The sequence below is a fragment of the Blastopirellula marina genome, from assembly GCF_002967715.1.
In the GTDB taxonomy this organism is placed as follows: Bacteria; Planctomycetota; Planctomycetia; order Pirellulales; family Pirellulaceae; genus Bremerella; species Bremerella marina_B.
On record NZ_PUIA01000037.1, the window covers coordinates 416,785 to 439,331 of the forward strand.

Annotated in this window: 17 protein-coding genes; 10 read left to right on the plus strand and 7 right to left on the minus strand. The window is 57.0% G+C overall.

Features of this window, described 5'->3' with window-relative positions; all coding sequences use genetic code 11:
- Window positions 1-33: 33 nt before the first annotated feature.
- The 3 genes from gltB to C5Y96_RS13625 all read left to right on the plus strand — a co-directional run bounded on the left by gltB (window position 34) and on the right by C5Y96_RS13625 (window position 7,357).
- Window positions 34-4,644: a glutamate synthase large subunit gene (gene gltB / locus C5Y96_RS13615; protein WP_105354188.1), complete on the plus strand. Its 4,611-nt coding sequence runs from the start codon at window positions 34-36 to the stop codon at window positions 4,642-4,644.
- Window positions 4,637-6,100: a glutamate synthase subunit beta gene (locus C5Y96_RS13620; protein WP_105354190.1), complete on the plus strand. Its 1,464-nt coding sequence runs from the start codon at window positions 4,637-4,639 to the stop codon at window positions 6,098-6,100. The genes gltB and C5Y96_RS13620 overlap by 8 nt, the downstream gene beginning before the upstream one ends.
- 198 nt (window positions 6,101-6,298) lie before the next feature.
- Window positions 6,299-7,357 (plus strand): dihydrodipicolinate synthase family protein, encoded by a 1,059-nt coding sequence (locus C5Y96_RS13625; RefSeq protein ID WP_105354192.1) that lies wholly within the window; start codon window positions 6,299-6,301, stop codon window positions 7,355-7,357.
- 62 nt (window positions 7,358-7,419) lie between these two features.
- Here the strand turns inward: C5Y96_RS13625 and C5Y96_RS13630 are convergent, their stop codons facing one another.
- Complete coding sequence (locus tag C5Y96_RS13630; RefSeq protein ID WP_105354194.1) at window positions 7,420-8,184, minus strand: MBL fold metallo-hydrolase; 765 nt, start codon at window positions 8,182-8,184, stop codon at window positions 7,420-7,422.
- A 254-nt stretch (window positions 8,185-8,438) separates the two neighbouring features.
- Here C5Y96_RS13630 and C5Y96_RS13635 point away from each other — a divergent pair, with 254 nt between their 5' ends.
- Window positions 8,439-10,085, plus strand: coding sequence for an FAD-dependent oxidoreductase (locus tag C5Y96_RS13635; protein WP_105354196.1), 1,647 nt, complete (start codon window positions 8,439-8,441; stop codon window positions 10,083-10,085).
- On the opposite strand, the gene C5Y96_RS13640 is transcribed toward C5Y96_RS13635, so the two are convergent.
- From C5Y96_RS13640 to C5Y96_RS13650, 3 genes are all read right to left on the minus strand, one after another.
- Window positions 10,082-11,530, minus strand: coding sequence for an MATE family efflux transporter (locus C5Y96_RS13640; RefSeq protein ID WP_105354199.1), 1,449 nt, complete (start codon window positions 11,528-11,530; stop codon window positions 10,082-10,084). The two genes, C5Y96_RS13635 and C5Y96_RS13640, sit on opposite strands and share 4 nt — an antisense overlap.
- A gap of 91 nt (window positions 11,531-11,621) precedes the next feature.
- The gene (locus tag C5Y96_RS13645) at window positions 11,622-12,179 is read right to left on the minus strand and encodes a peroxiredoxin-like family protein (protein ID WP_105354201.1); all 558 of its coding nucleotides are present in this window, start codon (window positions 12,177-12,179) and stop codon (window positions 11,622-11,624) included.
- Window positions 12,176-12,643: a hypothetical protein gene (locus C5Y96_RS13650; RefSeq protein WP_105354205.1), complete on the minus strand. Its 468-nt coding sequence runs from the start codon at window positions 12,641-12,643 to the stop codon at window positions 12,176-12,178. Before C5Y96_RS13650 ends, C5Y96_RS13645 begins: the two co-directional genes overlap by 4 nt.
- Before the next feature lie 238 nt (window positions 12,644-12,881).
- Between C5Y96_RS13650 and C5Y96_RS13655 the strand changes: the two genes are divergently transcribed.
- The 6 genes from C5Y96_RS13655 to rph all read left to right on the plus strand — a co-directional run bounded on the left by C5Y96_RS13655 (window position 12,882) and on the right by rph (window position 18,810).
- Window positions 12,882-13,835 carry a DUF1559 domain-containing protein gene (locus C5Y96_RS13655; RefSeq protein ID WP_105354206.1) on the plus strand — a complete coding sequence of 318 codons (954 nt, stop codon included), beginning with the start codon at window positions 12,882-12,884 and terminating at the stop codon, window positions 13,833-13,835.
- Window positions 13,819-14,286 carry a carboxypeptidase regulatory-like domain-containing protein gene (locus C5Y96_RS13660; RefSeq protein WP_146115656.1) on the plus strand — a complete coding sequence of 156 codons (468 nt, stop codon included), beginning with the start codon at window positions 13,819-13,821 and terminating at the stop codon, window positions 14,284-14,286. The genes C5Y96_RS13655 and C5Y96_RS13660 overlap by 17 nt, the downstream gene beginning before the upstream one ends.
- Before the next feature lie 299 nt (window positions 14,287-14,585).
- Window positions 14,586-15,464: an acetylglutamate kinase gene (gene argB / locus C5Y96_RS13665; RefSeq protein ID WP_105354208.1), complete on the plus strand. Its 879-nt coding sequence runs from the start codon at window positions 14,586-14,588 to the stop codon at window positions 15,462-15,464.
- A 215-nt stretch (window positions 15,465-15,679) separates the two neighbouring features.
- Complete coding sequence (locus tag C5Y96_RS13670) at window positions 15,680-16,909, plus strand: aspartate aminotransferase family protein (RefSeq protein ID WP_105354210.1); 1,230 nt, start codon at window positions 15,680-15,682, stop codon at window positions 16,907-16,909.
- A gap of 58 nt (window positions 16,910-16,967) precedes the next feature.
- Window positions 16,968-17,903 carry an ornithine carbamoyltransferase gene (argF, locus tag C5Y96_RS13675; protein ID WP_105354212.1) on the plus strand — a complete coding sequence of 312 codons (936 nt, stop codon included), beginning with the start codon at window positions 16,968-16,970 and terminating at the stop codon, window positions 17,901-17,903.
- Between the two features lie 187 nt (window positions 17,904-18,090).
- Window positions 18,091-18,810, plus strand: coding sequence for a ribonuclease PH (rph, locus tag C5Y96_RS13680; protein WP_105354214.1), 720 nt, complete (start codon window positions 18,091-18,093; stop codon window positions 18,808-18,810).
- A gap of 117 nt (window positions 18,811-18,927) precedes the next feature.
- On the opposite strand, the gene C5Y96_RS13685 is transcribed toward rph, so the two are convergent.
- The 3 genes from C5Y96_RS13685 to C5Y96_RS13695 all read right to left on the minus strand — a co-directional run bounded on the left by C5Y96_RS13685 (window position 18,928) and on the right by C5Y96_RS13695 (window position 22,328).
- Window positions 18,928-20,775 (minus strand): PD40 domain-containing protein, encoded by a 1,848-nt coding sequence (locus C5Y96_RS13685; protein WP_158261224.1) that lies wholly within the window; start codon window positions 20,773-20,775, stop codon window positions 18,928-18,930.
- A 55-nt stretch (window positions 20,776-20,830) separates the two neighbouring features.
- A complete protein-coding gene (locus C5Y96_RS13690; RefSeq protein ID WP_146115657.1) occupies window positions 20,831-21,220 on the minus strand; it encodes a DUF3823 domain-containing protein in 390 nt (129 codons plus the stop codon).
- 103 nt (window positions 21,221-21,323) lie between these two features.
- Window positions 21,324-22,328 (minus strand): DUF1559 domain-containing protein, encoded by a 1,005-nt coding sequence (locus C5Y96_RS13695; protein WP_409994418.1) that lies wholly within the window; start codon window positions 22,326-22,328, stop codon window positions 21,324-21,326.
- Window positions 22,329-22,547 lie beyond the last annotated feature (219 nt).

Consider the following 22,547-nt stretch of genomic DNA (forward strand, 5'->3'; position numbering starts at 1 on the left):
GGCCCGAAGTTTTAGCTAGAAGAAGGTAGAACCATGATCCAGCCAAACCAACCGACCACGCGAACTTATCGGACCGAGCGTCCCGGTAAGGAAGGTTTGTACGATCCGGCTATGGAGAGGGAAAACTGTGGCGTTGGTTTCGTGGCCCATATCAAGGGCAAGCGAAGCCACCAGTTGGTCCTCGATGCCGAGGCGATGAATATCAACATGGACCACCGTGGCGGTTGCGGCTGTGAAGCCAATACGGGCGACGGTGCCGGTATGTTGACGGCCCTGCCGCTGGAATTCCTGGCTCGTGTTACCAAGGAAGACCTGGGTAAAGAACTGCCTGAACCGGGTAAATTTGCCGCCGGTATTGTCTTTCTGCCACGCGATGCCAAGTCGCGCGAGCACTGCAAAAAGACCGTGGAAACCCTGATCGAAGAGCATGGTCAGGTTCTGGTCGGCTGGCGCAAGGTGCCCACCAATCCTGAAGGCGCGGACATCGGTCCCACTGCCCTGGCTTGCATGCCTGAAATCGAGATGTTGATCGTCTCGGCTGGTGGTGACTTGGAAGGGGATGCCTTCGAACGCCAGTTGTACTTGATCCGCAAGCGTGCCAGCCACATGCTTCGCGGCGACCTCAACCTCGTCCAGCGCACACTGTTTTACATTGGCAGCTTGTCGACGAAGGTCATCATCTATAAGGGGATGCTGACGCCTGCTCAGTTGGTGCCGTTCTATCGAGACTTGCAGTGCGAAGACTACACTACGCACCTGGCGATGGTTCACTCGCGATTCAGCACCAACACGTTTCCGTCGTGGGATCGTGCTCAGCCGAACCGCTTCATGTCGCACAACGGCGAAATCAACACGGTTCGTGGTAATGCCAACTGGATGAAGGCCCGTGAAGGTCAGGTCCAGAGCGAACTATTCGGCGACGACCTCTCCAAGCTCTTCCCGATCGTCGAGCCTGAATGCTCTGATTCCGGTACGTTTGACAACGTGCTCGAGTTCCTGCTGATGGGCGGTCGTACGCTGCAGGAAGCCGTCATGATGATGGTGCCGGAAGCCTGGCAGAAGCACGAAACGATGGCCGAGGACAAGCGTGCGTTCTACGAATACCACTCCAGCTTGATGGAGCCATGGGACGGTCCTGCGTCGATCGCGTTCACCGATGGTCATTACATTGGTGCGGTGCTCGACCGAAATGGTTTGCGTCCTAGCCGCTACTACGTGACTTCCGACGATCGCGTGATCATGGCCAGCGAAGTGGGCGTTATCCCCGTCGATCCGAGCATCGTGATCGAAAAGGGGCGTCTGCAGCCAGGACGTATGTTCCTGATCGACTTCGAAGAAGGCCGCATGATTCCGGACGAAGAGCTTAAGAGCAAATTCGCTCGTGAGCGTCCGTACGCCAAGTGGCTGCTGGAACAGCGAATCGAACTGTCTGAATTGAGCCCTAACAAAGAGCCACACGGCTTCGATCCCGGTACGCTATTGCAGCGGATGCAGGCTTTCGGTTTTACGACGGAAACGCTCAGTTTCATGCTTTTACCGATGATCGAGCAGAAGCGTGACCCTATCGGCTCGATGGGGAATGACTCGGCCCTGGCATGTCTTAGCGACAAGCCTCGTATGCTGTACGACTACTTCAAGCAGTTGTTCGCCCAGGTGACCAACCCGGCGATCGACTCGATCCGTGAAGAAGTGGTGATGTCGCTGGAATGCTACATCGGCCCGGAAAGCAACTTGCTGGAAACCACGCCGGAACATGCTCACCGGTTACTAGTTTCGCATCCGATTCTGACCAACGAAGAGTTGGCCGCTTTCTCGCACATGGATCATCGTGGTTGGAAGACAAAGGTTATCGACGTCACTTTCGCCCGCAGCGAAGGAACCGACGGCCTGGTCACCGCTTTGGATCGCATTTGTGCCGAGGCCGAATCGGCAATCGATGAAGGCTACAGCAACATCGTTTTGAGCGATCGCAAGATCAGCGCCGAACGTGTTCCAGTCAGCATGTTGCTGGTTACCGGTGCGGTTCACCACCACCTGGTGCGTGCCGCCAAGCGAACCCAGATCGGCATCATCCTGGAAACTGGCGAAGCACGCGAAGTGCATCACCACTGCTTGTTGGTCGGTTACGGTGCCGACGCGATCAATCCTTACCTCGCGTTCGAGTCCTTGTGGCAAGCTCGCGCTGACGGACTGGTCAAGACCGACGAGTATCCCGACGACGACTCCCTGGTGGCTGCTTACCGCAAAGGTGTTGCCAAGGGTATCCTCAAGGTCATGGGCAAGATGGGTATCAGTACGCTCCAGTCGTACAAGGGTGCTCAGATCTTTGAAGCCCTTGGCCTCCAGGACGAAGTGATCAAGCGTTGTTTCGAGGGGACTTCCAGCCGCGTTCAAGGTGTGAACTTCAAAGTTCTTGCCGAAGAACAGTTGCGTCGTCACGAACTTGGTTACCCGGTCCGTGAAGACGGCCGGTTGCCGGTGCTGCCCAACCAGGGTGAATTCCACTGGCGGGCCGGTGGCGAGCGTCATGCTTGGAGCCCTGATGCGATCGCGAACATTCAGGTCGCCGCACGAACCAACAGCCGAGAGGCTTATAACCAGTTTGCCAAGCTGGTCAACGAAGATGCCCGCAACCGCTGCATGCTGCGTGGCCTGCTCACGTTCAAAGAGGGCACCGAGTCGATTTCGATCGATGAAGTGATGCCTACCAGCGAGATCGTTAAACGCTTCTGCACCGGGGCGATGAGCTACGGCTCTATCTCCGGCGAAGCCCACGAATCGCTGGCAATCGCCATGAATCGCATTGGCGGTAAGAGCAACACCGGCGAAGGTGGCGAAGATTCCATTCGCTTCCAGCCGTTGGCCAACGGCGACTCGAAGCGTTCGGCCATCAAGCAGGTAGCGTCGGGCCGTTTCGGTGTGACGATCAACTACTTGACCAATGCGGACGAAATTCAGATCAAGATTTCGCAGGGTGCCAAGCCAGGCGAGGGTGGTGAACTTCCAGGTAAGAAGGTAGACGAGTACATCGCTCGCCTGCGTTATTCGACGCCTGGTGTTGGTCTGATCAGTCCTCCTCCACACCACGACATTTACTCGATCGAAGACCTTTCGCAGTTGATTCACGACTTGAAGAACGCCAATCCGGCGGCTCGTATCAGCGTGAAACTGGTTTCCGAGATCGGTGTCGGTACGATCGCCGCCGGTGTGGCCAAGGCCAAGGCCGACCACATCCTGATCGCCGGCGATAACGGCGGTACGGGGGCCTCGCCGCTCACCAGTATCAAACATGCCGGTCTGCCGTGGGAACTGGGGATTGTGGAAGCACACCAGACCCTGGTCATGAACGACCTGCGTAGCCGCGTCGTGCTGCAGACCGACGGTGGTTTGAAGACCGGCCGCGACGTTGTGATCGCCGCGATTCTCGGAGCCGAAGAAATGGGCTTCTCGACCGCGCCGCTGATCACGCTGGGCTGCATCATGATGCGTAAGTGTCACCTCAATACGTGCCCTGTGGGTATTGCCACGCAAGATCCAGAGCTTCGCAAGAAGTTCAAGGGCGAGCCTGAGCACGTCGTAAACTACTTGTTCATGGTCGCTGAGGAAGCTCGCGAACTGATGGCCAAGCTGGGTGTGCGTACGATGGACGAACTGATCGGCCGCGTCGATCTGCTCGAGACGAACAGGGCCATTCAGCACTGGAAGGCTGACGGTTTGGATCTGTCGCCACTCTTGAAGCCAGCGGAAAACAAGAATCCGAATTCGCCACAATACAATGTGATGAAACAGGATCACCGTTTGGAATTGGCTCTGGACAACATGCTGATCGAGAAGTCGCAGCCGGCTCTTGAGAAGAAAGAAAAGGTCCAGATCAAAACTCCGATCATCAATATCAACCGTACCGTGGGCACCACGCTCAGCCACGAGATCGCCAAGCGATATGGTGAAAATGGCCTGCCGGACGAAACGATTCATGTGAATCTGCACGGTTCGGCGGGGCAAAGTTTTGGTGCCTTCCTGGCCGCCGGGGTTACCCTGGAACTGGAAGGGGACGCGAACGACTACGTCGGCAAAGGCCTCTCCGGTGGTCGCGTCATTATCTATCCTCACAAGTCAAGTTCCTTCAAGGCAGAAGAGAACATGCTGGTGGGGAACGTCTGCCTGTATGGGGCGACGCGGGGTCAGGCCTTCTTCCGAGGTCGGGCTGCCGAGCGATTCTGTGTCCGGAACAGCGGTGCGCACACTGTTGTCGAAGGAGTTGGAGATCACGGATGTGAATATATGACCGGGGGCCGCGTGGTCGTCCTGGGCTCGACTGGCCGCAACTTCGCAGCCGGTATGAGTGGCGGTGTCGCCTACATTTGGGATTATGAAGGCAACTTCCTGCAGAATTGCAATCTGGGAATGGTCGAGCTAGAGCGGTTGGACAACCCCAGCGACATCGTGGAGGTAAAAGGCCTGATCCAAATGCATGCCAAGTACACGCAATCGACCGTCGCCGAGAAGATTCTCGCCGATTGGGACAATGCGATGACTCAGTTCGTGAAGGTCATGCCAATTGACTACAAGCGTGTCCTTCAAGAACGCATGCAACACGATGAAGAAGAAGATGTTCAACTAAGCGGAGCCGAAAGCAATGGGTAAGCCTACCGGGTTTATGGAATTTCAGCGGAACACCATTCCCTATCGTGATCCGCTGGTTCGTATCAACGACTACAACGAGTTTCAAATCGAAGTCACCGACAGCCACTTGCAAACGCAGGGCGCTCGGTGCATGGACTGCGGCGTTCCGTTCTGCCAAAGCACGACCGGATGCCCTGTCGATAACCTGATTCCGGAATGGAACGACCTGGTCTACAAAGGCCGCTGGCGGGAAGCTCTCGATCGTCTGCACAAGACGAACAACTTCCCCGAGTTCACCGGTCGCGTTTGCCCGGCACCTTGCGAAAACGCCTGCGTGCTTGGCATCACCAACCCACCAGTTGCGATCAAGAACATCGAATGTTCGATCATCGATCGCGGCTTCGAAGAGGGCTGGGTTACCGCAATGGTGCCTGAGCACCGCACCGGCAAGAAGGTTGCCGTGATCGGTTCCGGTCCGGCTGGTTTGGCTGCGGCTGAACAGCTGAACAAGGTCGGCCACAACGTGACCGTGTACGAACGCGACGACCGCATCGGCGGTTTGCTGATGTATGGGATTCCGAACATGAAGCTCGACAAAGAGACGGTCCAGCGTCGTGTCGATCTGATGGAAGCCGCCGGCGTCAAGTTCGTTACCAATGCTCACGTCGGTCAGAACATCGATATCGCCGAGTTGAAAGCACAGAACGATGCCATCATCCTGGCCGTCGGTGCCACGAAGCCGCGCGATCTGCCGATCCCTGGTCGTGAACTCAAAGGTGTTCACTTCGCCATGGAATTCCTGAAGGCCAACACCAAGAGCCTGATGGATTCCAACCTCGAAGATGGCAACTATATCTCTGCCGAAGGTAAAGACGTCATCGTCATCGGTGGTGGTGATACCGGTACCGACTGCATCGGTACCAGCATCCGTCACGGTTGCACCAGCATGGTCAACTTCGAACTGCTGCCCAAGCCGCCAGCCGAGCGTGCCCCAGACAACCCGTGGCCGCAATGGGCTCGCATCTTCCGCGCTGACTACGGTCACCAGGAAGCGGAAGCGAAGTTCGGCAACGATCCTCGCGAGTTCTGCATCCTGTCGAAGGAATTCGTCGACGATGGCAACGGCAACGTGGCCGGTATCAAGACCGTCACCGTGCAGTGGACCAAAGACGACAGCGGTCGCTGGAACATGGCCGAAGTCCCCGGCAGCGAGAAGATCTTCAAGGCCGACCTGGTCCTGCTGGCCATGGGCTTCCTTGGTCCCGAAGCGACCCTGGTCGAAAAGCTTGGCATGGAAACGGATCAACGATCCAACTTCAAAGCCGACTACGGCCGCTTCGCTACTTCGATCGACGGTGTCTTCGCCGCCGGCGACTGCCGCCGCGGACAGAGCCTGGTCGTTTGGGCCATCAACGAAGGCCGCGCTGCCGCTCGCGAATGCGATAAGTACCTGATGGGTGTGAGCTCGCTTCCTTAAGGTAGGTTCATTTAGCAAGTGCGAGTTTCTCGTCAGAGAAACGAGTCCTTGTCCCCTCGCCCCTGAGGGGAGAGGGCCAGGGTGAGGGGTTCCCCCATCCAACAAACATAGCAAGGTGTTTCATTTCACCTCATATGCTCTAAGCTAGGGTGAGTCGCTCAAGTCGACTCACCCTTTTTTATTGCCCGAGCGTGCCCCATGAACGATCTTGCTCAGAAGATTCTCGAGAACCCCATCGACAACTACCCCGCCGCCACGGTGGCCTGCTTCGATCCGACCTGCGGCGATTTGCCGCGGCGAAAGCTCGACGAGAAGCGATTGGTCAGTTATCTCGAGAAGCTCGCTGCCGCTGGGGCCGAGGCCGTTTTGCTCGCCGCTTCCACGGGGCATGGCCATCTGCGAACGGTCGAAGAGCTTGAGCGTTGGTTTGAAGTCGCGGCCCAGGCCAACGCACCATCACTGGTCCGCATGGCCCTGCTCCGCCCTGAGGATGGCGACGAGGCGAATCGCAAGCTGGTCGCGCTGCTGCGGGAACATGCGTACCCGGTCGTCTTCATTCGCCCTGGCACTAACTTGCCTGCCCATGCCACCGATGCTCAGATCATCGCGAACATGAGTCCCCTGGTCGAGATGATTGCCGAAGCAGGCATGGCCGTGGGTGTGTATTCCATACCCGATGTCAGCGGCGTTCCCCTGCCTGCGAGTGCCACCGAAAAACTGCTCGATCTACCAGGTGGCGATAAGATCGTGGCCGCCAAGATCACCGAAGCCGATTATCTGGCCAGTACCCGCGAGTATCTCTTGAGTCCTCGCCTGGCCAATCTAAAGATTGTGCAAGGGTGGGATCCCCATCTGGCCCAGGCACTCAGCGAAGGCCCACGCTCGAACATCGAAAACAAACAGCGCGTCGGTGTTACCTCCGGCCCGATGTCGTTCGCCGTCTATCAGTACCTGTACATGCTGGAAGCGGCCAAGCAGCACGACTGGAACGAACTGACGCTCGCTCAAAAAGCGGTAACCGCCCTTTTCGAAGCGATGCAGGACGACCCGGCCAAGTTCGCTGATCTGCAGCGTGCCAAGTTCATCATGGGGCTCGGCCTGCCGCTGACCTCAGGCTTAGATACCGAGAAGGTCGAAAAGGTCCTCACCGCGCTTGAACACCTGCCCCGCAAGTCCGATCAGAAACGTCTGGCCATGAGCCTGGATCTGATGGGAGACGGCCCGTATCACGACAGATTGGCAGAGTTGTATGCGTAGGCACCTGAATGCGAACGATCAGTCGGGTAGCCCAGTTTGGTTTTAACCTTCGTGATCCACAGCTAGATCTCGTACACCCTATCGCGGCAAGCAACTTCCACGTTGGACATCCCCAGCGAGTTCAGCTCCTGGCTGACCTGGTCGTGGAACCCAGGCTTCAAGTGCACCGCGATGATACGGACATCCGGGGCCACGTGTTCGATCTGACGCTGGAACTGCCCTGGCGTGGTGTGCAGACTCTTCTCGGCCAGCCATTGCATTTGGTTGGGGAAACTGGCGTCGAGGAAGATGATCTTCAAGTTCGGAATCGATTGAACGATCTTGTCGAACTCTAAGAACGGAGCCGTGTCCCAGGCAAACAGCGCACTGCCAGTTTCCGATTCAAACACGTAGCCCAACGTTGGCACAATGTGCTCGAGCGGGATCGGCGTGACCTGGTAACCGGCGATCTTGATCGGACGATGAGCGTCGACAATCTGTTTGCGATAGAAAGGGAATTCGGTGCCGGCGATCCGTTCGAGGTTGGGCCAGACCTGATCGTTGAAGACATGGTCTTCCAGGCATTTCCATGTTGCTTCGCCAGCGTAAACGGAAGGGCACTCGGGTGACGGTGCGTATATGTTGTCGAGAAACAGCGGCAGGCCGCCAATGTGATCGATGTGCGAGTGCGTCAGCAGTACGTGATCGACGGCCCTCTGCGCGTCGATGCAGCCCAGGTAAGGGAGCCCGCCGGTATCGATTGCGATGTGCTCGTCAATCAAGACCGAGACCGTAAACTGCAGTCGACTTTGCGGATCGACTGACGGCATTAGCAGGCGAATCTTCATGCGGTGCTTACCGGGCGTCCGCGGCGACGCCGGATACTTTCTCAGAAAAGTGGTTGTTGTGGCGAAAATTACGCCGCGGAATCTGGTTGTTGGGAGAACAAGAGAATGCCGCGCCAGTCGCACAGTTTTACTGTAAAAAGGGCTTTCTTCACGTGCAAGCGCCGCGAATCGATTGTGGCGAATAAACTGGTTACAATAGGGGGCCGAAGGCGGATTGTAGCTCTAGCAGTTCTTCACTGGCAGTGGAAGGCTCGATGGAAAAGAAACGAATCATCATTCTCGGCGGAGGCTTCGGCGGCGTTTACACGGCGAGCGAACTGGTTCGCCGTTTGAAACGCTTTCACAAAGCGAACCTCGATGTCGAAGTGATTCTCGTCAGCGAAGAGAACTACATCACCTTTCAGCCGCTGCTACCCGAGGTCGTGTCGGGGGCGGTCGAGCAGTTGCACGTGATCAGTCCCATTCGTCGCACGGCCCCCGGGGTTGTCCTGTACACGCGTCAGATCGAGAAGATCGACGTTGTGAACAAGGCCGTTCAGTTGGCCCCAGGCCGCGTGCCGCGATCGGAAACGCTTAAGTACGATCACCTCGTCATTGCGCTCGGCAATCAGCTGGCCCATAACATGGTGCCCGGCATGTACGAACACGCGATCCCCTTCAAGTACCTGGGTGATGCTCTGCGGCTGCGTAACCATATCGTGCAGATGCTCGAAGAAGCGAGCGTATGTACCGACGAAGAAGAACGCGAACGCCTGTTAACGTTTGTTGTCGCTGGCGGTGGTTTCTCAGGCGTCGAGTGCATTGCCGAAATGGACGACTTCCTGAAGAAGGCCGTTCGCTCGTTCCCTCGCATCACGCGAAACGACTTGCGGATGGTACTGGTGCAAAGTGCCGATCGTATCTTGCCGGAGATGAAAGAAAGTCTCGCGACTTATGCGGATAAACTGCTTCGCCGGCGGGGGATCAATATCGTCCTGGAGCATCGCCTGCACGAAGTCTCTGCCGACCGCGCCATCATCCTCTGTAAAGAGACCAAGCAGCCGGTAACGATCCCTTCGCGTACGGTCGTGGCGACGGTGCCTACCGAACCGCATCAGGTGATCCTCGATACGCCGCTGGAGTGTGAGCGAGGCCGTATTCTGGTAAGCGATGAGATGGAATCGACCAGCCATCCCGGCGTGTGGAGCTTGGGGGACTGCGCGGCGGTGCCCAGTGGCGAAGGCTACTACAGCCCACCCACCGCGCAGTATGCCGTGCGTCAGGCCGTGATCTGCGCCGAGAACATCCTGGCCACCTTACAGGCCAAGCCCCGCAAACGTTTCAAGTTTGCCGGGCTGGGGAAACTGGCTTCGCTGGGTGCCCGCTGTGCGGTTGCGGAAGTGGTGGGCTTCACCTTCTCAGGCTTCATTGCCTGGGTGATGTGGCGGGCCATTTATGTCGGCAAGATGCCCGGTTTCGACCGCAAAATCCGCGTGTTTCTCGACTGGCTGAAAGACTTCTTCCTTCCCCGCGACATCACGCAGTTGAACGTCCATAACGAACAACAGGTTCGCCGCGAACACCTGGCCGCTGGGCAAACGCTCTTTCACCAAGGAGACTTTGGCGACCGCTTGTATTTCGTGGCGAAAGGAAAGCTCGAGATCGAAGTCGACGGTCGCTTGGTCAACACAACCGGCGAAGGAGACGTTATCGGCGAGATGGCACTGCTTTCTCACAACGCTCGCAGCGCGACCGTCAGGGCGGTCGAGTCAACCGACCTGGTCAGCCTCCCTCGCGATGCATTCGATTCGATCATCCAGTACGTGCCAGGTGCCGCGGAAGCCATGGCCGAAATTCATCGCCAGCGAATGCAGCAGAACGCGGATGAAGAAGCGCCGGTCGATAACTCGGTGCAGAGCTAAACCTCAATCCGCGACCACGCACCGTGCCGATAACGCATTAGGATAAGTGCCATACGGACCACGTTATCGATCAGCATGGCCATCCAGGCACCAGTGAGTCCCCAGCCAAAGCCGCTTATGACAATGCCGGTCAAAGGGATCTCGATCCCTTCCCAGGCCAGCCAATAGGTAAACGGCAGACGTACCATTAGAAAGCCAACGAACGTGATCAACAGCGGCCAGGTGGTATCCCCTGCCCCACGCAGCGAGCCGCTGAGTACGGTGAACACGGCATAGAATGGTAGGCACGCGGCCATGATCCACAGGATCTTCAGCACGGCCTCGCTGGTCGAGAACGCGGTGGTCCCTTCCTTCGGGAAACCCAAAAACAGGTTAGCCACGAAGTCGCCACCCAACATGATCGTCAGCGAATACGCGGAAAGCAGCGTGAAGCAAATCGACAGAGAAACAAGTGTCGCACGCGTTGCACGTCGTGGATTCTTTGCCCCCAGGTGCTGACCGGTAAGTGACGAGGCAGACACGGCAAACGCCCAAGCTGCCAGGAAGCCGGGTGACTCTAAGCGAATGGCCAGTCCGTGCGCCGCAGCTTGCGTCGTACCCAGGCTATTGATGATGCCCAAGTACCAAAGATGCGAAGTCAACACGATCAAGTCGTTCAGTCCGCCAGGCAGCCCGACCCGTAGCAGTCGCCGCATCCTGGCGAAGTTGGGCCACATGCCGCGCCATTGTACTTTCAGGTGCGCTCGGCCTTGAAACAAGATCGCCAGCAGCAGCATGCCACCAATCGCATGGCTTACTGCGGTTCCAATAGCAATACCGCTCCAGCCCAACTTGGGGATCGGCCCCACGCCAATCGCCAACGCAGCGCTGATGGCGATGTTCAGCACGTTAACGATCGTCATCACAATCAGGCCGGTCACCGTATCGCCAGCGCCGTGCAGGCAGGCTGTGGTGATCGCGATCATCATGAAACCAGGGATTGCCGGTATGAGGATGCGAAGGTACTGCAGGGCCATGTCATAGGCCTGACCTTCGAGTTGCATCGCGGCAATGTAATCATCGGCCAGAAACCAGAGCACGGCGGTCGTGATCAAGCTTAAGATCATCCCCAGAGAGATGGCCTGCTCGGTGGCCAATTCGGCGTCTTGCCAGTTGCCGGCACCAATGTTTCGCGCAACGACGGCGGTCGCTCCGATGCCGATCGACGCGCAGATGACGAAAATCATCCAACAGGTGTAAGCCATCAAACCCACGGCAGCCACCGCCGGTACCGAGTTCTCGGCCGACAGGCAGTTACCGGCCAGATAGGTATCGGTGGTGCCGACGCAGAATTCGAGGAACTGCTCGGCCAGGGCCGGTGTCGCGATCGTCATCACCGCGCGCAGATCCCCCTTCGACGTCATTGACGTACGCGGGGCGGTCTCTTCGAGCTGCGTCATCGACATGAAGGGGACACCGTACGAAAGGGCGCAGGATGGAAACGTGCATTATAGGCACAAGATGCCGCTCGTCAGCGGAGGGTTCGCCGCAAGATAATTAAGCGTCGGCAATCGGCGTGAGGGTATCGGCGGCTACTAAGATTTCGTCGATATTGGGGAACTCGACCGACGAAGAAGGGCGGAAATCCCACACGATCTGACCGTTGGTATCGATCAGGTAGGTGCCCGATAGCTGCATTAAATCGCCTCGAGGCCGACCGATACCGCTTCGTGTGAGGGCTTTGAGACCATCCCACCATAGTTGCGGACCGGCGACTTGCCAGACGTTGCCCCGCGGCACATCAAAGGCCTTGTAGACGCTTTGGTCAGGGTCGCCAAAAACGGGAAAGGTCAGCTTAAGGGCTTCACGAAACGTCTTGGCTTCTTCTGCCCCACCCATGATCACCAGGGCCACGTCGAGGTGATGCCGGGTGAAGGTCTCGTAGTGCTTGAGCAACTGCTTCGCGTGGTCGATACAGAAGACACAACCCAAGTGCCGCGAGAATTGCAGCAGCAAGGGGCGCTGCGCGTATAGGTCGGACAGGGGAACCTTCTGACCGTCTTCCGCGATCAAATCGACATGTGGGGCTGGAATGGACGTAACAAAGTGGGTCATCGTGTCTTGCGTGGGGGTGCCTGCTTAGGCTGTTCGGCCTCTTTGCGGAAGGCCTCGTGTTCGGCTTTCATCATCTTCCCAATTTCTACTCGGTTTACTCCGTACCAGGTAGCATTGGGTGTCTGTTCATCTAATTGTAGGCGCTTTTTATCGAGTTCGACCAGTTCGTCCAACATCTGTTGCTTGACGGCCGGGTCGTCACTGGCGCGGAGTTGGGCTGTGGCGTAAATCGATTTCACGTTCAGCAGGATCCCTTCCGGCACCGCTTTCTCTTCTACCCGCTTTTCCAGGTACGTCGTAAACAGCTTCAGCGACTCGAGTTGTTCTTTTTGCAGGAACTGCATGTACGAGACCAGCCCCTCAGGCATGCGGACGTTGCCAGGGCCGATGTAATTAACTTGTTGAGCCGTCACTACTTGAGCAGAAGCTAATAGCAACAGAACAGCGAGAATGATGGTTCGCATGATAGCACCCTTACTTGGTCAAATTCGCAACCCAGGTATCGTAACGCCAAGCTCCCCATTCGACCTAGAGCAATGTCCTTTCGGTATTGCTGGCAGTGTAAGAAAAAATTGCCATGGTTTGGGAAATGCTTTATCGTGGGTGTGGCTATTTACCCTTGTGGATGGGACAGGGTGCCTCGTAAAGCGTAGTTCTGTCTCAGTAGCCGGTTCCTCATTGTCTTTTCTAAGGAACTTCCCCATGTTCTTTTCTACTGGTCGGGCGACACGTGGGTTCACACTTGTGGAACTTCTCGTGGTGATTGCGATCATCGGTGTGCTAATCGCCCTGCTCCTTCCGGCGGTGCAGCAAGCTCGCGAGGCCGCTCGACGGATGCAATGCAGTAACCAGCTCAAGCAGATCGGCCTGGCGATGCACAACTACCACGACACTTACAAGGTCTTTCCCCCAGGCAGTGTGAATCTCGACCTGACGACCGCAGCCAACAAAAGCCTGACGAATTGGGCCGTTTCCATTCTTCCGTTTCTGGAACAGCCGGCCCTGTTCGATCAGTACAACCAAAACGTCCATAACACGCATGCCGACAATCAGGACGTTCTGAAAACCATTTTGCCGGCAATGTTGTGCCCCTCGGATGTGAACTCCGAGGTCCTTGCGCAGCCCAGTCAGCTTGTCTCGTTCGACATCGCCCCTGGTTCATACAAAGGGAACATCGGCCGGAGATTTCGCGGCGCAAACGGCTACTTCGACTATCCTCCTTACGCCGGCACCTACACCGCGGCCGAGAAGGCCTCGATCGGTCCCCTGCATGTTTCTGGCGTGAATAGTCTTGGCTGCGAACGATTCGCTACGATCACCGATGGCTCGACCAACACACTGCTGGTGGGAGAATACCACACCAAAACGCGGCCTGATTGCAAAACGTTTTGGGCCAGTTCGCATAGCTTCCATAACCTGGCAGCAGCTCAGCCCGAATCGTACACACGTATTCCCGACTGGGATGCCTGTTATGCGGCGACCGGCGGTAGTCAGCACTGGAAGTGTTACCGTGCATGGGGTGCTCTACATGCCGCAGGCACGATGAACTTCGTGATGTGCGATGGTTCGGTGACTAGTATTCCGCAGACGATCGACAGCGTGATCTTCGAGAGCCTCTCGACGATCGGCCGAAACGAAGTTGCCTCGTTGCCGTAGCCTCTCTTTTCGTCGGGAAGAATCTCGTATGACGTTTGCCCGCCTCCTGCTGCTCACACCGCTTATGCTCACGACCGGTTGTTTCGGATCGGACAGGATCGTGCCGGTCTCGGGCGTGGTGACATTAGATGGAGAGCCGCTGTCTAGAGCCGTCGTCGGCTTTGAGCCGATCGCCCAGGAAGGTGATCTCGAGGCCGGCTACGGCAGCTACGCCAAGACCGATGACCAGGGACGCTACGCGCTGCGGCACCTCCAAGAAGGCGAAGGTGCGCTGGTTGGCCAACACCGGGTTTCGGTCAGCACGGTGGTCGGCAAGGAAGGTCCAAATGGCGAGATCCTTGGCCTAACCAAGGAACGTGTACCGGCCCGGTATAACAACAATACCGAGCTTGTCGTCGAGGTCCCCCCAGGCGGCACCGACGAAGCGAACCTGGAACTGGTGTCCAAGTAGGGGCGTATCTCGTTGTGGTGTATGACCTTGCTGTTGGCACCGGAGGTCTGCCATATCGCCCCGGGCTTCTGTCTTCTTCCTATCTTCACGCGATCCCCTTGGCTAACCCGTACCATAGCGGGGGAAAGTGGGTCGTCTTGCGTTGACATGGGGATTTGAACGACCGTAAAATGTTGAGTTTTCCCGGACGCGGGGTGCCTTGACAGGGGAAACCGGAATTCCGATCGGTTTATCCCTCGTGCCTTTCGTTCGAAGCATGACCAACCTCGGAGCTTGCTCCACTATTCAGAGAGTCATCCTTGAGAGACGCCATCGAAAAAGCGGACGTCCTGATTGAAGCCTTAGGATGGATCCGCCGCTTCCGCAACAAAGTCACGGTGATCAAGTTGGGCGGAAGCGTCATGGAAAACCCCGACGCGCTACGTCACTGCTTAATTGACATCGTCTTTATGGAAACGGTTGGCATGCGTCCGGTCGTCATCCACGGAGGCGGAGCCGCTATTAGCCGGGCCATGGCCGAAGCAAAGATCGAGCCGCACTTCATTCAAGGACGCCGATACACCGACGACGCCACACTGAAGATCGTCGAAGAAGTTCTCGCCGGACAGGTCTGCAGCAACATCACGCAGGAAGTCGAAGACATCGGCGGACGCGCGATGAGCTTGAACTTGAACCCGCAGTGCGTGCTGTTCGGCGAGCGGATGACCCTACCAGGCGAGAACGGCGAAGAGATCGACCTGGGACACGTCGGCAGCGTTACCGAAGTCGACCGAGCAACGATCGAGAACCTGTGCTACGCCGGCCAGGTGCCTATCATCCCGAGTATGTGCATCGACAAGGAAACCGGCCAGAAGCTGAACGTCAATGCCGACACGGCCGCCAATGCCGTGGCCGAAGCACTGGGTGCCGAGAAGTTGGTCTTCCTGTCCGATGTGAACGGCGTGCGTACTGATAAAGACGACCCTGACACGTTGGTCCACTCGCTCAACCGAGAGAAGGCCGAAGCGATGATCAAGTCGGGGCAAATCGCTACCGGCATGATTCCCAAGGTCGAAGCCTGCCTGGAGACCCTGGCCCGCGGCGTGAGCAAGATCCACATCATCGACGGCCGCTTGCGACATTCGCTGCTGCTGGAAATTTACACGAACACCGGGGTAGGAACGGAAATCGTTCTGTAGAAGCCCCTCGCTTTCACTCTCCGTCTAGTTCCCTCGCCCCTTAGGGGAGAGGGTTAGGATGAGGGGGAAAGCGGATACCGATTATCCAACCCTCACTCTGTCCCTCTCTCATGGGAAGGGCGAGGGGATAAGAAAAAAGATACACCGAACTTTTAGGTCTGACCGCTGTCCATTAGCTTTCCCATTATTGGACCCCTGGTCTTGGAGAACCTGTCATGAGTGCGACCGATGCTTCCGCCGGTACCGAGCCGTTGAGCTCGACGGACACAGTTCAGCTGTTCCAGAAGTACGTAGTGCCCAACTACGTGCGCTACCCGGTGAACCTGGTCCGCGGCGAAGGCTCGAAAATCTGGGATGCCGAAGGGAAAGAGTATCTCGACCTGTTCCCCGGCTGGGGCTGCAACCTGCTTGGGCATTGCCCTGACATGGTGGTCTCGGCCGTGCAGGATCAAGTTGCCAAGCTGATCCACGTTCCCAACACCTGGCACATGGACGCCCAAGGCGAATGGGCCAAGATGCTCTCCGATCGCAGCTTCGGCGGCAAAGCGTTCTTCTGTAACAGCGGTGCCGAAGCCAACGAGGCCGCCATCAAGCTGGCTCGTCTGCATACGCCGGACGAAAAGTACAAGATCATTACCTTCCTCGGCGGCTTTCACGGCCGAACCTACGGAGCCGTGACCGCCACCGCGCAGCCGAAGTATCACCAGCACATCGGCCCGATGATGGCTGGCTTCAGCTACGCCCCGCACGGAGACTTGGAAGCGGTACGCGACCTGGTCGACGAACATACCTGTGCGATCATGATCGAGCCGATCCAAGGGGAGGGTGGCGTCAAGCTGCCCCCCGAAGGTTTCCTGGAAGGCCTGCGAAAGATCGCCGACGAGAACAACCTGCTGCTGATCTTCGACGAAGTTCAAACCGGCTGCGGTCGAACCGGCGAGTGGTTCGCTTACCAGCACTTCGGCGTTCAGCCCGACATCATGACGCTGGCCAAGAGCCTGTGCGGCGGTGTCGCCGGCGGAGCACTTCTGACCACTTCAGAAATCGCCGACAGCTTGAAGCCTGGCATGCACGCGGCCACGTTTGGTGGCAATCCGCTGGCAGCCCGGGCCGGGATCGCCGCGATTCAGCAGATCGAACGAGACGGCTTGCTGGAAAAAGCCAAGGTAGCCAGTGAGATCTTTCGCGAGCGACTGACTGCCCTGAAAGAAGAATGCGATTTGATCCAGGAAGTACGCATCGTCGGCATGATGATCGGCCTGGAACTTTCGGTCGACGGGGCCCCCGCCGTGAAGGCCTGCCTCGAGAAGCAACTGCTGATCAACTGCACGCAAGGACGGGTTATCCGCCTGCTGCCGGCGATGAACATCACCGAAGAAGAGATTCATCACGGGTGTGACATTCTTTCCGAAGTATTAAAAAACTTGCCAGCCACGGCTGAGTAACCCCTTTTCTTTTTTGGGTACCGAAGTGACCCTGTAATTCAATCGTGAGATCGTTTCCATGCGACATTTCTTGAGCCTATTTGATGTTTCCGACGACGAACTAAAGCGAATCTTTGAACTGGGGCACCAGTTGAAATCGCGCTTGAAGTCAGGCGTCCGCGAACCCATTTTGCAGGGCAAAGTCGCTGGGCTGTTGTTCGAGAAGCCTTCTTTGCGAACTCGTGTCAGCTTTGAAGCCGGTATGGCTCAGCTGGGCGGCAGCAGCTTGTTCCTCGGCGAAGATGTCGGCTGGGGCAAGCGAGAAGCACCGCAAGATTTCAGCCGCGTTATTGGCCAGTACCTGGACGTGATCGTCTGCCGAGCCAAGTCGCACGACAAGGTCGAAACGCTGGCCAAGTACGCCGATACGATCATCATCAACGGCCTGACCGACCTGTGCCACCCTTGCCAGGCCCTGGCCGACCTGATGACCATTCGCGAAGAGTTCGGCAGCCTGGAAGGACAGAAGCTGACCTTCGTTGGCGACGGCAACAACGTTTCGCGCAGTCTGGCGCTTGCCTGTGCCAAGATGGACATGACCTTCTCGCTGGCCCACCCCAAAGGGTACGAGATCGAGCAAGAGTTCATCGATCGCATTTTAGCCGTATCTCCCAATGCCAAGATCGAGCAGACCACCGATCCGATTGCCGCCGTGGAAGGTGCCTGTGCCGTCTATACCGACGTATGGGCCAGCATGGGACAAGAAGCCGAACAGGCCAAACGCGAGAAAGACTTCGCCGACTTCCAGGTCAATCAGAAGTTGATGGATGCCGCCGCGAAGGACGCGATCTTCCTGCACTGCCTGCCAGCCAAACGGGGCCAGGAAGTGACCGACCAGGTGATGGACTGCAAAACCAGCCGAATCGTCGAACAAGCCGGCAACCGTATGCACGCCCAGAAGGGCCTGCTGGTTTGGCTGCTGACCGAAGCGGTCGACAAGGTTCACCTCGACTAACACCATCAGGTTCTGAAGGTGCCACCCTCAAGTCTTCTTGGGCGTGCGAACGACAGAAGTCATTCGCTTCCTTGGGATGACCTGGACCAAGGTGTTCCTTTGTCGTCTCGATCGCTGAAGACTCGCCCAAGCGGACTTGGGTATGGCACCTCGAACATGCAACCCGATACTCACTCAAGGAAATACCATGCCCCGTCACGATGGCCGTTCTGTTTCTCAGCTTCGTCCTTTGAAGGTGAAGCGAAAGTACACCAAGAACGCCCCCGGTAGCGTGCTGATTCAGGCCGGCACCACCACCGTTCTGTGCACGGCCAGCATCGAGTCTTCCGTGCCGCCGTGGCTTAAAGGAAGTGAAAAGGGGTGGGTTACCGGCGAGTACAACATGCTGCCAGGCAGCACGCCAACGCGCAAAGCGCGTAAGGTCGACGGCCGCACGACCGAGATCCAGCGTCTGATTGGCCGCAGCCTACGAGCCGTGGTCGACCTGGAAGCATTGGGCGAACAAATGATCACGGTCGACTGCGACGTGCTGGATGCCGATGGAGGAACGCGCACGGCCAGCATCACTGGGGCGTTCATCGCACTGGTCGATGCCGTCAGCACGATCGAGCTACCAGATCCCACGCGTTCCGTTTTCAAAGACAGCCTGGCCGCGATCAGCGTCGGCATCGTCAACGGTTCGCCAGTGCTCGATCTCGACTACGTCGAAGACTTCGCCGCGACGGTCGATATGAATGTTGTCATGACCGGCAGTGGCAAGTTCATCGAAATTCAGGGAACCGGCGAAGAAGCAACCTTCACCGAAGACGAACTTGCCAAGCTCTTGAAACTGGCCAAGGGGGGCATCAAGGACTTGACCGAGATGCAGCAAAAAGCCCTCGGCCGTAAATGGCCGGTTGCTTCGTAGGTGGCGTAGGGTGCGAGCGGCGAAACGCATCGCACCGGTGGCAAGACGCGAGCGTAGACGCCACGTTCTTGTTTCGCTTAATGAATGCTACCCCTGATCCGGCAACTGCCTGGTGAACTACTTCCCAGGAGCTTGGCGAAGCGTAGGCGTTCCACTGTGCCCGGTATGACATCCCGTGCAGAAGTGCGTGAAGCCAGGCCGGGCACCGCTGTAGTGATCCCCGGCAAACGCATAGAACGTTGTTCTCTCGCCAGATTCCGGCTTGGCGTCGCTCTTCCAACGGACGACCTTGCCGTCGGAATCGAAGCCAGCCAGTACGGTCGGCGCGCCAGGCGGAATGCGAAAACGGAATGCGTCTTCCTCGACCGGTGTTTCGATAAGAAGTTCGAAGTCGCCGTGAACGCGTGGCTTGTCAGGTGAATCAAACCGATCGCGGTGCGAACCATAAATACGGATCGTCTCGATCAGGTCTTTTGGCACAGGGTTAAACCTGGCCCCTTCTTCGCCAGCGGTCCTTTGGCCAGGGGCATCCTGGTTGCCGGCAAAGCTGACGGCCGAGTTATGGACCTCGGCGGTTGGTCCATCGAATGTCTCGCCATTGGCAAAGCGAACGGTTTGCCGCCCGTCGCCGATTTCAAGCGTTTGGAAGTTGTATTTGATTTCTCTCGGAGCAACCGCGACAGGTTCGCTATCGACCAACTGCGGATCATCGAACACTTTTCGGAGCGATATACTTTCCGCTGTGGCGTTCTGCCCCCAGTCTTCGTCCGCCAGGTAAATACCGTACGAGGCATCGTTCCATGTGCCATCCTTCTGCTTGCTGGCGGCAGCCAAGGTGATTTGGTTGGCGGGATACGTGCTTGGCGTGGCTAGTTGCAATGGGTTGCCATTGAAATCCTGTGAAGGACCGGGAATCAGAAGCGTGTCACTTGTTGCCGGCAGAACCGATTCTTTGGCCATCGAACTCGGGGAATTGTCGATGCATCCCGCTTTGGCCTGAACGACCGTCATGTGGCTTGCAGCATTTTCATCAATCTCAGACGAAGTCATGAAGATGTAGTTGCCGTTATGAAGTCCACGAGGTCGTAAGACTGGCTCCTTCGTCTTGATCACGCTGCCAAAGAAATCGCCGTTGGGTTCAATATGGGCCCCCAGCCACGAATCGGTGGGCAGCGTTGCGGTTTCCCTGTCGTCGGTGTAGGGCTCGATCGTACGAAGATCACGCGAGATGACTTCGCGATTCCGGCTCCAGAGGCTGAAGATGACGTAACCATTCGATGCGATCCAGGGCCAACGATCATTGTTACGATTCGCGGATAGCGGCTTCTTGCCGCTACCATCTTCCTGCATGATCCACAGCGTTGTGCTTCGGCGAGCATGGTCGCGCCCCAGGTCTGGTGTGCGGCTCGAAGCAAAGATGATGTGACCGCCCGGGGCGTAAGTTGGGTCGACATCGTCATAGTCGACCTGCTTTCGCTCGGTGTCCGAAAGTGTCTCGGTGCCGTCTTGGGTATACCGCATCGGAGGAGCGGCCGTGCAGCCAGAATCCTCTGGTCCGCCTGTCAATTGACGCAGTTCGGTTCCGTCGACTCGAATTTCATACAAGCGAAAATGTCCGGCATCAGGCGATGCTTTACGCCCGGCAAAAATGATTCTCTGGCCATCCGGTGAAACGCTCGGGCTCATTACGTCAATCAAAGTCGACCCGTCCGGCAACTGCTTTCCCCAGGTCAGCTCACTCACCTGGCCCCCAGGAAGCAGCATGCGCAATCGCCCCTGTTCCGCTTGCCACAGGGGTTGGCCGGGATAGACGAACGTCTCGCCTTGATTGGCGGCAGCACGCAAGCTGGCGGCGCTGCTGCGCGACGTAAAGACAATTGGATACGCCGTTCCCACGTGAACGTACGGCGTCAGCTCAGGGCTGCCAGGCGGTCTTCGAGCCTGGCTGAAATACCAAAAGCACACAATGGCAAGTGCGCACGCGAAGGCGGCAAGTAAGGCGAGAAAAGTTTTGCCTTGCCTACTTCTCATACTGGCTCAAGTCGATATCGAGAGTATCGCCACCCTTGATCGATTGCTTAATGGGCGTCTTGTTTTGGTCGAACTGCCCCTTGAGCTTGTCAACGTTGGGGTAAGGATCGAGTTGTTGTACGGCAATCCGATAATCGCCGGCAGGCACTTCCGCCTCGAAATGGCCACTAGGATCGATACTGGCCATAAACGTCTGGCCAGTCATCGTGCCATTTTCCTCTTGGATGAAGTGGATTTGTATATCCCCCTGCTCGCTGACCTGCAGGGCCTGACCACCCTTGGTAACCGAGCCTGTGACGATCGAAGGGGCTTGTCCACAACCAACGCACGCCAGCATCACCGGGGTAAACAAGCAGATAGAAATCCGAGTGGTTGTCACTTCGGCATACCTTTCAAAGAGCAAGACGAAACCTGAAGAACTTCAAACGAGAATCGGCGAAGCGTTAGCCTCGCCGAATCAGATTGGATAGGTCGAGCCAGTGTTACGGCTTCGTGTAAGGAATACCGTCGTTGACGGCGTGCATCATGGCCCAAGTTGGCTGGTCGATGGTTTCCGCGATGCTACTGACGCTACCATCGACAAACACCACGTTCACAATGCCTGGATGCAAAGATCGAGCGACTGCCTGCGTGTTGGTGCAGTTTTCCCAGCATCCACCGCGGCCGTCGGCGAAGTCTTGGCAATCGAGAACGTCGTCTGAGTTTGAGTTGCGATCATTCGGGCCGTGGCAGTCACCACGCGAGAAATTGTTGACGATGCTCGAACCAGAGACACCCAGCGCCCAAACACCGCGTTGATCGGTCGCAACTTCACCAATACGAATTTCATCAAAAAGGACCGAGTTCGAGGTCCCGTCGGTGACAACCGACATGTTCTTGCCTTTATTGACGGTGAAGACGCCGTCCGAACTGATGTTCTGGCTGTAGCCATTCGGGGTTAAGGCCTGACCATCACTCCACCACGACCCAAAGCCACCATTGGCTGCGTAGTTGCCACGTCCCCAGTTCCCCCCGATGCCGCTGTACGGGGTCTTCGAAGCGGCGTCCGTTGGGCAGAGAAAAGCCGGAATCTCTTGCGCTCGAGCATACTGGCCATTGGGAAGCGTCACATCTCGCTGCCATTTATCCACGGTATTCGCGTTGTTTTCGTTGACTTCAAAAAGGTCATACAGCGCCGACTGTTCGACAAACGGCAGCAACTTGACCGCCCAGTTCGGGCCGATCTGATCCGACTCGTTATTGCCGGCATAGCCGTTGTTGTGGTTGTAAAGCGCTGCGGGCATTTTCAGGAACGTGTCGTGATGATTGTGTGCCGCCAAGCCAAGTTGCTTGAGATTGTTGATGCACTGAGAGCGGCGGGCGGCTTCACGTGCCTGCTGAACGGCCGGCAGCAAAAGGGCAATCAAAACCCCAATAATTGCGATGACAACTAACAGCTCGACGAGCGTAAAGGCTTTCTGATGTCCTTGATATTTGGTAAGAGGCATATGCATTTACGAGGTTCCTTGAAGAGAGACGATAAGATAGCAAAGCGTAAAGTAAGGGAAAGATATGAAATGGGCAAGAGATAAGGAGCGGGTTGCTTAGAGCCACAGACGCGAGATAATGAGGAAGGATGCCCCCTATCCTGTTTATCGTCAATAGGGGGCAGTAATGCAAGTTAAATAAAATGAAAAAGATCGAAATATGTTGGTGTTCCGCTGGTT